The organism is Salinivibrio sp. KP-1, from assembly GCF_000968645.1.
In the GTDB taxonomy this organism is placed as follows: Bacteria; Pseudomonadota; Gammaproteobacteria; order Enterobacterales; family Vibrionaceae; genus Salinivibrio; species Salinivibrio siamensis.
This window is the reverse complement of record NZ_LAQR01000001.1, coordinates 145,307-159,489: the sequence shown is the minus strand read 5'-3', so window position 1 is coordinate 159,489 and position 14,183 is coordinate 145,307. Positions and strand designations below refer to the sequence as shown.

Here is a 14,183-nt window from a genome sequence, read left to right as displayed (position 1 = left end):
GTAAGGTGCCTTGATTTGATGCCGTCATAACGACGTTTCAGGAGTTTAGTAGTATGAAAGTTCGCACCAAGGTTTCTGCGGCGATCATCTCCGCCTGTGTTATTTGTATTGTCGCCACCGCCGCGGTGTTGGCAAACCGAACCACCACACTGTTTGGCGATGAAATGCGAGAGCAGGCGATTAGCCAGCTTAAAGCCGTACGCGAAGCCAAGCACTCTGAATTAACCAGTTATTTTTCATTTATCGGCCAGCAATTAACCTCAATGGCCGACTCCACCATGACCGAAAACGCGGTGACGTCTTTTAGCCAAGCTTATCGACGCTACAGTCGTGAAGTCCGCACCGATAGAGCGGCCCGGCGCGCGCTGCAAGACTACTACACCGACACCTTCGGCGATGTTTACAAAGCGCGCAATGATACCAACGCCAATGCACGCTCCAACCTCGCAGCGCTTGCCCCTGCCACGCGGACACTGCAGCAATTTTATATCAGCGGCAGCCCCCATCCTTTGGGCGAGAAAGACAAGTTGGTGACAACCAATGATGGCTCCACGTATGACAAGGTGCACACTCAATATCACCCCAACTACCATCGCTTTGCCGAAACGTTTGGCTACCAAGACATCGTGTTAGCCGATGCCAATGGCCGTATCGTCTATTCAGTGGCCAAAGAGATTGACTTTGGAACCAGCTTATTTGCTGGCCCCTACGCTACCAGCGGCATGGGTGACGCCTTCTTAGAGGCGATTGATGCAAAAGCCGGCACCATCAGTTTTGTGGATTATCGCCCTTACTTTCCCAGCTACGATGAACCGGCCTCATTTATCGCCACCCCTATCGTCGAAAACGGCGAAACGCAGGGTGTACTTATCTTTAAATTGCCGATTCAGCGTTTAAGTGGCGTGATCAGCGGTCAAGGCCAATGGCAATCCGCAGGCTTTGGACAAAGCGGCGAAATGTTTATGGTGGGGCCTGATAAAGTCCTCCGCACCGAAGCACGCGCTTTACAAGAGGACAAATCTGAGTATTTACACTTGTTGCGCACCAATGGCGTCAAACCCGACTTGATTCGCCGCATTGAGTTCACCGATACCGCAGCGGGCCAAATGCCGATGGCATCCCAAAGCATTGCGCAAGCGCTGGCGGGCGAAACGGGCACTGGCAAAGAGCAGAGTTATCGCAACCAAACCGTCTATACCGCTTACTCACCGATTGATGTCTTCGGCAAGCGCTGGGCACTGGTCAATCAAATCAGTCAGCAAGAGGCGCTATCACAAGTCGCTGCCATGCAAGACACTATTTTAAAAGCGACGGTTATTACCTCGTTGGTACTTGTTGGCGTGGCGATCGTAATTGCCTATATTCTCGGTGGCAATATTGCCAAACCAATGATTGCGGTCACTACACGGATCAAAACCATTGCAGAAAATAAAGATTTAACCCAACGCTTACCTGATAGCGGTAAAGACGAAATGGCACTGCTCGGCCGCTCGCTCAATGACATGTTCGCCAGTTTCCAACAGGTGATTCAAGAGGCGCACCAAGCTTCTGGGTTACTCGGCCAAGCCTCTAACGACATTAATCAAGACGTGGTCACTATGCGCGATAGGGTCGCCGACCAGGTCAAGCATACCCATCAAGTTGCCTCGGCAGCGACAGAAATGGCCACCTCCGTCACGGACGTTGCCCAATATGCAGACCAAGCCTCCACCGCGTCTGATGACATCACAGAAGCCGTCAACACGGGCTCAAAAATTGGTGACGACCTGGTTGAGCAAATCCGCACCTTGTCATCGAGCATGGATGCTGCAACAGCGACCATGGGTCGCTTATCGCAACAGAGCGAAGAAATCGGTACCGTACTGGATGTGATTCAAGCCATTGCCGAGCAAACCAACTTGTTGGCACTGAATGCGGCGATTGAAGCGGCGCGCGCGGGCGAGCAAGGCCGCGGGTTCAGCGTGGTCGCCGAAGAGGTGCGCACCCTCGCCTCACGTACCCAAGACTCGACCGAAAGTATCCGCGATAAAATTGCCGCATTACGTCAAGAGACGCAGTCAGCGGTGGCAGATATGGATACCACCAGCCAAACCGTCGACGCTTGTGTGGATTATTGTCAGCAAAATAACGCCGCACTGGTTGATATTGCCAACATGGTCACCGAAATCAATCAGATGACCTCACACATTGCCAATGCCACCCAGCAGCAAACGCAAGTGACAACAGAAATCAGCGAAAGCATCTCTGATATCGCGCAATCGGCTGAAACCGTCTCACAACGCACGCATGACACCGCAGAAACCGTCACCGGCTTAAGCCAACGGTCAGCACGTCTGGCTGATACTATCGGTCATTTCAAAACTGAGTAAATACTCACGCTACCTAGGGAGGTCATCGCACCTCCCTGCTTTTCTCGCTGTCTGTCTAGAAACCACCCATTACGACTGACTAGCTAGACACACGCTCACCATTTGTTCAAATTTTATCCCCTTTTCTACGCACTTTTTATCCGCCGTGACTAGATTCAAAACGTGAGGTAGGAAGGAGTGTCACGATGAGAATCAGTAATAAGATCACGCTCGCAATCGTTGCGGCATCATTAACCTGTGTTTTAACTATTGCGGCTATCTTAGCGTTTAGAACCATCGGCTTATCATCACAAGCACTTGATAAGAAAGTAAAATCGCAACTAACGGCGGTGAAAGCGTCGAAAAAGTCAGAAATAAGTAATTACTTCAAGTTCATTGGTGATCAAATTAATACGCTGTCAGACTCCACCATGACAGAAGATGCACTGGCACAATTGGCACAAGCGTTTAACACCATCGCCGCAGACACTGCCAACTCCCCTAGCCAAGAGAGCCAACTGGCCAGTTATTATCGCAATCAATTCGGCGCGACCTATCAAGAGATTAACGATACATCCACCGACGTAATGGGAAGGTACAATCAGTTACCTGATGTAGCTAAACGGCTGCAACACGCGTATATCAGCGGCAACCCCCATCCATTAGGAAGTAAAGATGCCATGGCGAAAGCCAACGACGGCAGTGTCTACAGTGAGATCCACAGCGTCTTTCATCCCAACTTTCAGCATTATTTAAAGACCTTCGGCTACTACGATATTTTCCTGGTCGATAATCAGGGCAATATTGTCTATAGCGTTTACAAAGAGCTGGATTACGCGACCAACCTGTTAACCGGCCCGTATTCAACCAGTGGCTTGGCTGATGCCTATAAAGCGGTACGCAAAGCGCCTCAGGGTGAGCTGGGCTTTATAGACTTTCGCCCTTACTATCCCTCCTACGACAGTCCAGCTTCATTTATCTCGAGTCCAGTTTATAAAAATGGTCAGCAGATCGGGGCGTTGATATTTCAAATGCCGATCGATCGTATCAGTGAGCTCATTAGTAATAATGGTCAATGGGCAGAGTCAGGGATGGGCACCAGTGGTGAAATATTATTAGTTGGTCCCGATAACCTATTACGCACGCAGCCACGTCTGTTGAGTGATGATAAAGACGCCTACCTCAGTGCACTAGAAAGCCAAGGGCTTAATGCCGATACCATTCACCGCATTGATTATCAAAACTCCGCCGCTGGTAACCAACCCCTCGATAACCCTGCGGTAAAAAGAGCGCTACGGGGAGAGCAAGGGTTTGTCACGCAAACGAGCTATCGTAATACTGAGGTACTGGCTTCTTATTCGCCCATTGACGTCTACGGGGTGACATGGGCGGTGATCAGTCAGCAAGACACCGATGAAGTCTTTACAGCCATTACCAAATTACGCACAGACATCGGCGTTGTGACCGCGTTTACGGCAGTGCTGCTAGGCAGTCTCGCCGCACTAGCAGCGTATTGGTTGGGTAAAAGCATTGGCGCGCCTATCTTAAAACTCGCCACCAATATCAAACAGGTGGCAGATAGTAAAGATTTGACGATCACGTTGCACCATACCAGTAAAGATGAGCTCTCTACGTTGGCTGACAGCCTCAACGAAATGTTCCAAAGCTTCCGAGACGTGATTCAAAAAACACACGACGCGTCAAAAACCTTGTTGTCATCAGCCAACGATATCAGTGATGACGTAGTGGCTGTACGTGGGCAAGTGGACGAGCAAGCCAAAAGCTCGAACCAGGTCGCTACCGCTGCCACACAGATGGCCGCCTCCATCAGCGAAGTATCAGAGCATGCGAGCAATGCCTCTGAAGCGTCTGACACGATTACCCAAACCGCCAATGAAGGCAGCCAAAAAGGCGAAGCCTTGGTCAGCCAAATGCAAACACTCAAAGATCATATGGACAAAGCCACCCGCTCGATGGAGAAGCTATCACACGAGAGTGAGTCCATTGGGTCGGTGTTGGATGTGATTCAAGAAATTGCCGAGCAAACCAATTTGTTAGCCCTCAATGCGGCGATTGAGGCGGCCCGTGCTGGTGAGCAAGGACGCGGATTTGCTGTGGTCGCTGACGAAGTGCGTTCTTTGGCGACACGAACCCAATCCTCTACGGAGGAAATTCGTGCCAAGGTCGACGCCTTGCAACAGGAGACGCGCGGTGCCGCCGATGGGATGACCCAAGCCAATGACGCGGTGACCCAAAGCGTTGAGCATTGTCACGAAAACAACGACAAGCTGGGGCAAATCAAAACCATGATTGAGCAAATCAACGAGATGAACATGCAAATTGCCACCGCAGCCAACCAGCAAACGCAGGTGACCGATGAAATCAGCCAAAATGTCAACACGATGGCACAATCGGCCGACCATGTTTCAGAGCGTACGCGCAACACTGAACAAACCGTCAACCACTTACGTGAGCATGCCCGTACCCTGGAAGCGCGGATCAGTCACTTTAAAACCGACTAAAACCCAAAGGGGTCGGCCTCAAGGCCGACCCCCTCGTTTTCGCCTTGTCTGACGATTATTCCATCACCGGCTCACGCTCTAGCTCCCGACGCTTCTCTTCACCAAACCCGCGCAAGCCCACAACATGAACGTGCTCGCGGTCATTGAAGATTTTACGGACCAGTTTATACGTCGTGCCTTGCTCTGGGCTGATGTTTTCTGGTGCCGCAATCAACAGCTGCATATCTAAACGATGACACAACTCAAACAAGGTCGAGATCGATTTGGCATCCAGACGGGCCGCCTCATCAAGGAAAAGTAAGCGACATGGGATCACATCTTTGCCACGCAGTCGGCGTGACTCCTCTTCCCAGCTTTGGATCACCATCAGCAAGATTGCTTGGCCGGTACCAATCGCTTCACCGGTCGACAACGCGCCGGATTCCGCTTTCAGCCAACCATCCGTTCCACGGTTGACTTCAATGCCCAAGTCCAGATAGTTACGGTAGTCCAATAGCTCTTCGCCCAGTGTCTGCGGGGCACGTTGTCCCATTTCAATATGCGGGTTCAAACGTTGGAACAACTTGGCCATCGCTTCTGAAAACGTGAGATTTGGATTGCCGAATAAATCTTGGTGCTGGTCAGCATGTTCAGCCAAGCCCATCAGCAACTGTGCATGGGTTTCACGGATAGACACATTGAGGCGCACGCCTTGCACTTGACCAAAGCCCACGTTCTGTAGCCCTTGGTTGAGCATACGGATCCGGTTTTGCTCGCGCTGAATGGTCTTGCGAATAATGTTGGCTACCGACTCGGAGCTGATCGCCAGACGTTGTTCACGCTGCGTGAGCTCTTCAGTGAGCCTTGCCAGCTCGACTTCCATTTCCTCAATCGCTTCGACCGGATCATCGGTGCGAATAATGTCGTGACGGATACGCTCGCGCAAATGCTGATACACAGCCACATAGAATAAGACTTTACGCTCAGGCCGTCCGACATCCTCCGACGCACGCAAGGCATCACGCAAGGTTTCATTGTCAGCGACCGCAAGGCGCAATGCCCCCAAGGATTTATCCGACAAAGAGCGAAGCTCGTCAGCTGACATGTATGCCATTTCTCGACGATGCAGTTGTTTTTCCACCCCGTTGTCGCGCGCAATACGCAGGACACTGCACCAACCCGCTTTGGCGTTGACCACAAACTGACGAAGCGCTTGGTACTGCTTGAGCAGTTTACGCAATTCCTTGGTGAGCGACTTGGTTTCCATGTCCAGTGACGTAATCCCACGCGAGAGTTCACTGTGACGCTGCCGGGCCTGATGCATTTGCTCGTACAAGGCATCACGGCGGCTTTGTGCACGCATTAAGGCATCTTCATCCGCTTGCACACCTAACTCACCGAGCTCTCGCTTAAACTCGTTCAGCGTCTCTTGCTTAGACTGATGGGCACTTTTGAGTGAGGCAAGCACCTGGTGATATTGACTCGTCTGCGACTGAATTTGCTTGAGCGATTCACGTTCACGTTGGCGCACCTGCTCGGCATCTTTCAGTTTGGCTTTAAGCTGTTCGTTAAGCTCACTGCTTTGCGTCAGCATATCTGACGCATCTTGATAGGCAAAATGCGGACGACGCTCCGCTAAATCGGCAACAGCAAACACTTGCTGCTTAATCGCCTGCAAGGTGTTATCCGCCTCTTGGTAGGCTTGCTCCAGCTTATCAAATTGCTCAGGGTCACTCTCGAGTGTTGCCAGGCTGGTTTCCAATGCTGCTAAGGTTTCTCCATGTTGCTGGATAAAGCCTTGTGCCTCTTTCGCCGTCTCTACGCGCGCCATAGCCGCTTGCAAGCGTGCCTCAAGATTATCCTCTGTGAGCGCCTCGGCACAGTAGCGAAGCTTATCGAGGATATGTAGCGCTTGCTGACAACGCGCCACCTCCGCCTCGTGTTGTGCCAACACTTGCTTGGCATCGGTTATCGCCCGCTGAGTCTGTGCGCGTTTTTCGCGGCAAGCGGCGATCGCCTGCTCAGGGTCGGGCTCAAACGCCACCGTGAGATGCTCGGCAATAAATTGGCTAAATGCGTGTGATAGGCGTTGCCACTTTTGTACATCAAAGGACGCTTTGGCGTGCTCTTCAACCAAGGCCTCCCGTTGCTCACGTAGCTGCTCAAGGCGGTGCTCACGCGCAGCACGACCAAACAGTGGCGTGGCCGGGAAGCGCGAATAACGCATTTGCCGATCGTTTAGATGTACACACACGGCACCCGACAGCTCTTGTGCATCAAACACGCTATCATCAAACGCGTCGGCATCCCCCTCAATGATGTATAAGTCATCAGGGCAAGCGTCCAAATCCGTGGGCTTATCCTTTACGCCTTTGAGATCGGGCACCACGATGGCATGCCGCGCCGGGCCATAGAGTGCGCTGAAGTAAGGGGCGTCATCTAGGGTGATATCATCATAAATTTCAGAGAGTAAGGTGCCACCAAGGGTATCGGCGAGACCTTGCAATTGTGCATCGTCGCTGCCACCAGGCTGCGCCAATTGCTCAATCGCTTGTTCAATGTCTGCTTTTTGTTTGCCCAGCTGATCTTGGTGCTGCGTGCGCGTGCGTACCGCCTCATGCGTGGCATGCATCGCCTCCATGACCGCTTGACTGTCCACCAAGCTTTTTTCAGTTTGGCTTTCCAGTTTGGTCAAGGCGTCATTGGCCGCAAACCAAGTCGGTGCTTTGAGCTCAAGATCGTGGATTTGTGCGTCCACCGCGTCCTGTGTCCGCGCGAGCTCACGCAGTTGTTCGGCTTGGGTGTCTTTTTCCTTTAGCAGCGCCTCACGTCGCGCTTGCTGCAGCGCCACGGCTTGCTCGACCGCTTCACTGTTAGCCAGCGTTTCGCCCGTTAACGTCTGATACTCCGACACTAACTGGCTCGCGTGCTGATACTGCTCAGCCCGTTGGCTCAATTCGCGCTGTTCATACTGGCGCTGCGTCAGGCTATCGGCCAGATAACGACGCTCTCTACCCTGTTCAACCCAACGCTTGGCGGCCTTGCCAGCCTCAGCACGGTGCACGGATGGATCAAGACGGTGCAAAAGACGCAAGCCCTGTTCAAACTGATTGGCCGTGGCCGAAGCAAGATCGCGTTTGTGTTTGAGGGACAAAACCCGATCCGTTTGTTCTGACTCTTGCGCTTTCAACGCGTGTAAGCGTGTCGTGGCCTCGTCTGCACTGAGGGTCTCATCGTCAGTGAGGCGACGGGCCGTCTCCAAGGCATTAACGGCTTGTTGGTACTGCAGGGAGCGCGTTTGTTGCGTGTTGAGCGCTTGTTGGTAGTCGGCAAGCTGAGTCTTCAGACTATCCACTTCCTCTTCACTCTGCGCCGCGCGCAATTCGGCGTCAGCAAGCTGCTCTGTGGCCTCTTCCACCACCATGATTTGCTCTTCGAGTCGCTCCGACAACTCGAGCAAATCTTCCTCATAACGCTCAATTTTTTCTTGTTGGCGCATCGCCGATTGCACCAACTGCAGATGATCGGCCGCCGCTTGGTGATCTTGCTCGAGATGATCTTGTCCGGCTTCCAGCTCGGCTAATTCTGCGCGCATGGTTTCCGCATGCTTCTGCTTTTGCTGCAATGTCTGTTGTGCGGCGTTCAGCTCCGCCCGCAACGACAGCGCTTGTTCCAGCTTGCTTCGGCGCTCATTGGCATGACGCATGTAGTCCGAGGCCACATAATGGGTCGCTTCCGTGATCAAATGCTTAAACAAGTCACGATCGCGCTGCGTCAGCTTAATCGCCTCAAGCGTCATACGGTTTTCTTTCAGCGCCACTTCCATATCTTGGAAGGCTTTTTTCACACCACCATTTTGTGGCAACAAATACTCGCGCAACGACTTGGTGATTGCGCTAGAAATGCCGCCGTAGAGTGACGCTTCAATTAATCGATAAAACTTGCCTCTATCTTGCTGGGTGCGCAGCTTTTTCGGTAGCACGCCAAATTCAAACATTTGCGCGTGATAGTCGGTGACCGAGTTAAAAGCTTTAAAGTGCGCGGTTTCATAGGCGCTCGCCGCCTCTTTTACCTCGTTCAGCTGGCGTACACGCGCTTGACCGTTATTTAAGGTCTCGACCAAGACATCGGTTGGGGCCACAGAAGAAGGCAAGCCTTGTAAAACGAACGGCTTGATATCCACCTTCTTATCACGCCCTGCCACTTGTTGAAGACGCACACCAAACAGCACCCGCTGTTGGCGTGAATTCACGACATCCAAGGCGGCATAGCAGGCACCTGGCTGCAATTTACCGTGCAACCCCTTATCACGAGAAGCACTTGAGCTGCCTGCCTCTGTGGTGTTACGGAAATGCAACAGGGTTTGGTCAGGGATCAACGAGGTGATAAACGCCGCCATGGTGGTCGACTTACCCGCGCCGTTCCCGCCTGATAAGGTGGTGACGAGGGAGTCAATATCAAAGGTTCGTGCAAAAAAGCCGTTCCAGTTCACCATGGTGAGTGAGTGATACTTACCGCGCTGGCTCATACTGTCGGCTCCTCTGTTGTCTCTGTATCGGCATTGTCTGCGTCTTCATCCGAGTGCTCATCGAGCAAGCTTGATTGAATGTGCGCTTGGCTATGCACCACGGCTTCCCCGTCACGAATCAGACGCAATTGGGCTTCTTGTGGATCGTCACCGCTTCGTACATCAGCACCAAAGCGGAACGTTGCTTCACTGACACGGAATTTACTTCCCTCACCAATGGGTAAGATCATCCCGAGACGACGCAAACGTCGCAGCGAGGTTTTCACTTTGTCGAAAAGCTTCTCACGGTCAAGATCTGAGCCTGTTGCGCGATGCGTGACCAACTTCATCAGTTTCTTCTCGTCAGCCAACGCTAATAGCTCATCAAAAAGCTCTTGGGTGGTAAAGATCCCCTCTTGTGCCAAGCGCTCTGGGCTTAAGTACAGAAAACAAAGGACTTTGCCAACCAGCATATCCAGTTCAGACAACACGCTACGCCTAATTAAACTGGTTGAGCGAGGACGAAGATAGAAAAAGCCCTCTGGCGCGCGGACCAATTCAGCGTTATAACGCTGGTAGAAAATATTCAGCTCTTGCTCAAATTCCATCAGCAAGGCGTGGTTATCCAGATCGTCGCTGGCAATATGGCGGCCAGCACGCAGTGCACTGTCCAACGCCGGGAACAAAGGGTTAGCAATGGCTTTGGCCAGCCCTTCTGGCATTGGCTGTTCAGTATTTATCGATGACATTCGCTTGTACCTTAGCTCCGAAGTCGTTAATCGCCTGCCAATCAGGCTGAATCGCGTTAAGATCAGATTGGGAGTAGCCCATGCGGACCGCTTGGTTAATCACTAAGCGCGCGAGATCAAAATGGCGAGCTTGTGGGTGCTCGGCTAAGTAATCTTTCAGGACACGACCTAAGTCGATCGCTTGTCCGGTTTCTCGATGGCGGTTGAGCATCTGTGACACTTTCTGTGAAAGGCCATCGTCAACCACACTTAATTGTTCGAACGCCACCTCTTCTGGCATCTCTCCGGTGACTTCATCGTCACGTAACACCAAGGCTTCATCTCGCGTATCACGCAGTCGCTCAGCATCGGCATACGTTAAAAACCATGGCGCGTCAAAGTAGTCCGATACCGACTGACGCAAACGCTGGCTGAATGCACGGTTTTTATCCATATCAATCGCGGTGCGAATAAATTTATGCACATGGCGGTCGTAACCTATCCATAGGTCAATCGCTTGCTGTCCCCAGTTCACGATACGATCCAGCTTCATCTGCAAGCTGTATACCATGCGATCGACGAACTCAAGATCATCACGCCCCCGCACCACTTCTTGAATCTCAAGCAGCTGACTCTGAAGCTCATCCCCCGCGGCCTGCAGCGTTTCTTGTAACTCTTGCAAAGTACTCGAGGTTTCGTTGAGCAAGTATTCACAGTTAGCGATTGCGGCTTGCCAGTCCTGGGTGAGGAGCGCAGCAATATCTTCCTTTACCTGTTGTTGCTGCTCATCCATCACGCGCTGATTAAGATCGATGCGGTCAAAAATCTCGGCGACCGAGTACTTCAACACACCATAGACGTTATGACGCCAAAAGGTCGCATCCCCATCTTCTTCCGCCGCACGGCGCGCCTTAGCGATTTCGTCAGCCACCATAGACAGTTGTACCGACAGCTTTAGCGTTGAGTATTCACGATGACGAGCGTAATAGTCCGCAATACCTAGCGCCAATGGCGTGAGGCGGTAAATGCTATCACCATCGGTCATTTCACTGGTAAACCGGCTTAGCAACCGTGCTTGCACCATTTCATTGATCGCATTGTTGGCGCGAAAAGCGACATTGCCAAGCGTGGCACCTTCACCGCTAACAAACTGCTCACTGACCAGTCGAAAGACATCCACGAGCTCATGCTCGCTCAGTTCGTCCTCCAACCGCTCTTGACTCATCACCGCCATTGCCAGCAAGAATGCCAAGCGCTCTGGCGGCAGGTTTAACCCTAAGTCACTTTGTTTTACCCAACTGACCAACTCAGGTACTGTCTGAGCGTCGTCTGTCCACGACTGGGAAGACTGAGCCTGATCACTCATCCGTTGTCCTTGTTTTTATCTTGATTGCTTGGGGCACTGTGCTGTCCCCATACATGGATATATCGCCCCAGAGACACAAATGGCTCTTGGCGGCAAAGCTGTTGCTCCAACGCCATGACCTGCTCAAAGGTAAAATCACCAATATTGGTATCACGCATGTAATCGTGAAAGGTGCGTACGCCTGTTTTACCTTTGAGGATAATGTCACTGTCTTGCATCCATCGATACACGCTTTCTGGTTGCAAGCCTTTAGGTGGTTGAAGCTTAAACCGCTTACGATGCGGCATACCTTCCTCAACATGCGTGAGGTTACCGCACACGAGGTTCTTAAAGAGCAACCCGGTTTGGTTATAGAACATCACCGATGCGATCCCCCCCGGGCGCAGTTGCTTAAGCAAGTCTTTCAACACCTGCTCTGGCTCCGCGGTCCACTCCAGTACCGCATGAAATAAAATCACATCCGGCGGATCGCTCAAATGGTCGCCAATCGTCTGCACCGACGAATGAACCAGCTGATACTGCGCAAGTAAGCCCTGTTGTTCAATCTCCTGACGGGCTAAGTCGAGCATTTGCGAAGAAAGATCACATAAAGTGACCCTGTGACCGCGCGCCGCCAAGTGCCGAGACATAGGGGCAACCCCACCGCCGGCATCTAAAATATGCAGGGTCTGCTCAGGCGGAAAACAGTGCAGGATCTGCTCGATGTCCTGCCAAACGACCGCCTGGCGGATTTCGCCTTTGCCCGATCCATAAATGTTTTTAACAAATTTGTGGGCAATGTCGTCGAAATTTTTATCCTCAGTCACAATGGCATTCGTTATCATTGAGTGGTAGAAAGGCATATTCTGTCACAAGCCTTACGTTAATAAAGGTTTATGGCATTATTTGTGCCTCGTTTGACTATATTTCGGGCGACATTGCATGTTTGAATTAAAAAAACTTATCTCAACCTTGATAATGCCCTTGCCCGCGCTGTTATTGTTGGGTCTTTTCGGGCTATGCCTGCTTTGGTTCTCTCAGCGTAAAAGGCTGGCATCTTTTGTTATCTTCGTTGCGTTTGCTGGGATTTTTCTCACTTCGTTTCAACCGGTCGCCTCTGGACTCCTTCGTCCACTTGAGCGTCAATACACCGCGTTTCTCCCCACGGAAAAGCCGGTAGACTTTGTAATGGTACTGGGCAACAGTCATGTCGTAGATGACGCCATACCCCCAACCTCAGAGCTTTCTCGTGCGGCGTTAATGCGCCTCGCAGAAGGCATCCGTATTCACCGAATGTACCCCACCTCCAAGCTAATTTTGTCGGGCTATGACCATGGTTATGAAGTCAGCCATGCGCGTATGTTGGCACGCGTCGCAATGGCGTTGGGTGTCAATAAAAACAGTATCCTGTTGCTTGAAACCGCCAAGGATACATGGGAGGAAGCCTACCAAGCCGCATCGGTGGTTGGCAGTAGTAACCTAGTGCTCGTCACATCCGCGGCACATATGGATCGTGCCGTCTACGAGTTTCAAAGCGCTGGACTCGACCCCATCCCGGCTCCCACTAACTTCATGGCGCAAAAGCAAATTAAGCAGCCATGGATAAAATACGGCCCACGTGCTCAATACCTCGAGCAGTTCGAACGCTATTGGCACGAGCGATTGGGACAAGCGTGGCAACGTCTCCGTGATTTTATCGCTCAGCCGGCCAATTAAGGTCCCACAGCACATCACCCACCAAAAAAGCCGCGATTGATTCGCGGCTTTGTTATTACCATTCGCAGTAGACGTAAAACCGCGCCTATGCGTTGCTATCTACGGCTAAATAAGCACGCACTGCCTCTAAGTCTGCTTGGGTATCGACGCCATGTGGGGGCGTCTGTGTGGCAACCGCCACATGGATTTTCTCGCCATGCCACAATACGCGCAGCTGCTCTAACGATTCAATCTTCTCCAACGGACTCGGTGTCCAGTGAATGTAACGGCTAATAAATCCCGCTCGATAACCATAAATACCAATGTGCCGCAACAATGCTTGTGGGATGTCGGGAGAGTCAGCCTCGAAATGGGTGCGATCCCAAGGGATGGTGGCGCGGCTGAAGTACAAGGCAAACCCTTTATGATCCGTCACTACCTTGACCACGTTGGGATTAAATACTTGCTCTTTGTCATCAATTGCAACTGCCAAGGTGGCCATCGGTGCCTGGTCATTCTGACTGAGGTTCTCCGCCACTTGACCAATCACCGCAGAGGGGATCAACGGCTCATCGCCTTGTACATTAACGATAATGTCATCTTCAGCAAAGCCATAGCGTTCAACCACTTCGGCTAAGCGCTCAGTGCCAGACTCATGGTCGGCACGTGTTAAACACACCTCACCGCCAAACGCCCGTACCGCCGCTTCAATACGTTGATCGTCCGTTGCGACAATCACCTGACTGGCACCGGCCGCTTGGGCGCGCTCATAAACGTGTTGGATCATCGGCTTGCCAGCAATATCAGCCAACGGTTTACCCGGCAAGCGGCTCGAGCCAAACCGCGCCGGGATCACCACATAAAACGGGCTCATCCCTGGACCTCTTCCAATGACATATCGCGAGCTTCTGATTCAAGCAGCACGGGAATACCATCAATGATCGGATAGGCAACACGATCAAACTTACAAACTAACTCATTGTTATCGCGTTGATAATAGAGTTTGCCCTGGCATGATGGGCAGGCCACAATTTCAAGCAGGCGGTGATCCATAGCGTT

The 14,183-nt window shown here is 51.9% G+C and carries 9 protein-coding genes; 3 read left to right on the top strand and 6 right to left on the bottom strand.

All coding sequences use genetic code 11. The features are described 5' to 3' along the window. Positions 1-53: 53 nt before the first annotated feature. Together WN56_RS00715 and WN56_RS00710 are read left to right on the top strand one after the other, a co-directional pair. Positions 54-2,369, top strand: coding sequence for a methyl-accepting chemotaxis protein (locus tag WN56_RS00715; RefSeq protein ID WP_046073150.1), 2,316 nt, complete (start codon positions 54-56; stop codon positions 2,367-2,369). A gap of 185 nt (positions 2,370-2,554) precedes the next feature. Continuing rightward, positions 2,555-4,870 carry a methyl-accepting chemotaxis protein gene (locus tag WN56_RS00710; protein ID WP_046073149.1) on the top strand — a complete coding sequence of 772 codons (2,316 nt, stop codon included), beginning with the start codon at positions 2,555-2,557 and terminating at the stop codon, positions 4,868-4,870. A 55-nt stretch (positions 4,871-4,925) separates the two neighbouring features. On the opposite strand, the gene mukB is transcribed toward WN56_RS00710, so the two are convergent. Genes mukB through cmoM form a run of 4 tightly spaced genes read right to left on the bottom strand, consistent with a single transcriptional unit; the run spans position 4,926 to position 12,256 of the window. Next, positions 4,926-9,377, bottom strand: coding sequence for a chromosome partition protein MukB (mukB, locus tag WN56_RS00705; RefSeq protein ID WP_046073148.1), 4,452 nt, complete (start codon positions 9,375-9,377; stop codon positions 4,926-4,928). After that, positions 9,374-10,105 carry a chromosome partition protein MukE gene (gene mukE, locus WN56_RS00700; RefSeq protein ID WP_046073147.1) on the bottom strand — a complete coding sequence of 244 codons (732 nt, stop codon included), beginning with the start codon at positions 10,103-10,105 and terminating at the stop codon, positions 9,374-9,376. Before mukE ends, mukB begins: the two co-directional genes overlap by 4 nt. Next, entirely contained in the window at positions 10,086-11,450 is a 1,365-nt protein-coding gene (mukF, locus tag WN56_RS00695) for a chromosome partition protein MukF (RefSeq protein ID WP_046073146.1), read from the bottom strand. The genes mukE and mukF overlap by 20 nt, the downstream gene beginning before the upstream one ends. Continuing rightward, the gene (gene cmoM / locus WN56_RS00690; protein WP_046073796.1) at positions 11,447-12,256 is read right to left on the bottom strand and encodes a tRNA uridine 5-oxyacetic acid(34) methyltransferase CmoM; all 810 of its coding nucleotides are present in this window, start codon (positions 12,254-12,256) and stop codon (positions 11,447-11,449) included. The genes mukF and cmoM overlap by 4 nt, the downstream gene beginning before the upstream one ends. Before the next feature lie 115 nt (positions 12,257-12,371). Between cmoM and elyC the strand changes: the two genes are divergently transcribed. Further along, complete coding sequence (gene elyC / locus WN56_RS00685) at positions 12,372-13,145, top strand: envelope biogenesis factor ElyC (protein WP_046073145.1); 774 nt, start codon at positions 12,372-12,374, stop codon at positions 13,143-13,145. An 85-nt stretch (positions 13,146-13,230) separates the two neighbouring features. Here elyC and kdsB read toward each other — a convergent pair whose 3' ends face one another. Next, positions 13,231-13,998, bottom strand: coding sequence for a 3-deoxy-manno-octulosonate cytidylyltransferase (kdsB, locus tag WN56_RS00680; protein WP_046073144.1), 768 nt, complete (start codon positions 13,996-13,998; stop codon positions 13,231-13,233). Beyond that, complete coding sequence (locus tag WN56_RS00675; RefSeq protein ID WP_046073143.1) at positions 13,995-14,177, bottom strand: Trm112 family protein; 183 nt, start codon at positions 14,175-14,177, stop codon at positions 13,995-13,997. Before WN56_RS00675 ends, kdsB begins: the two co-directional genes overlap by 4 nt. Positions 14,178-14,183 lie beyond the last annotated feature (6 nt).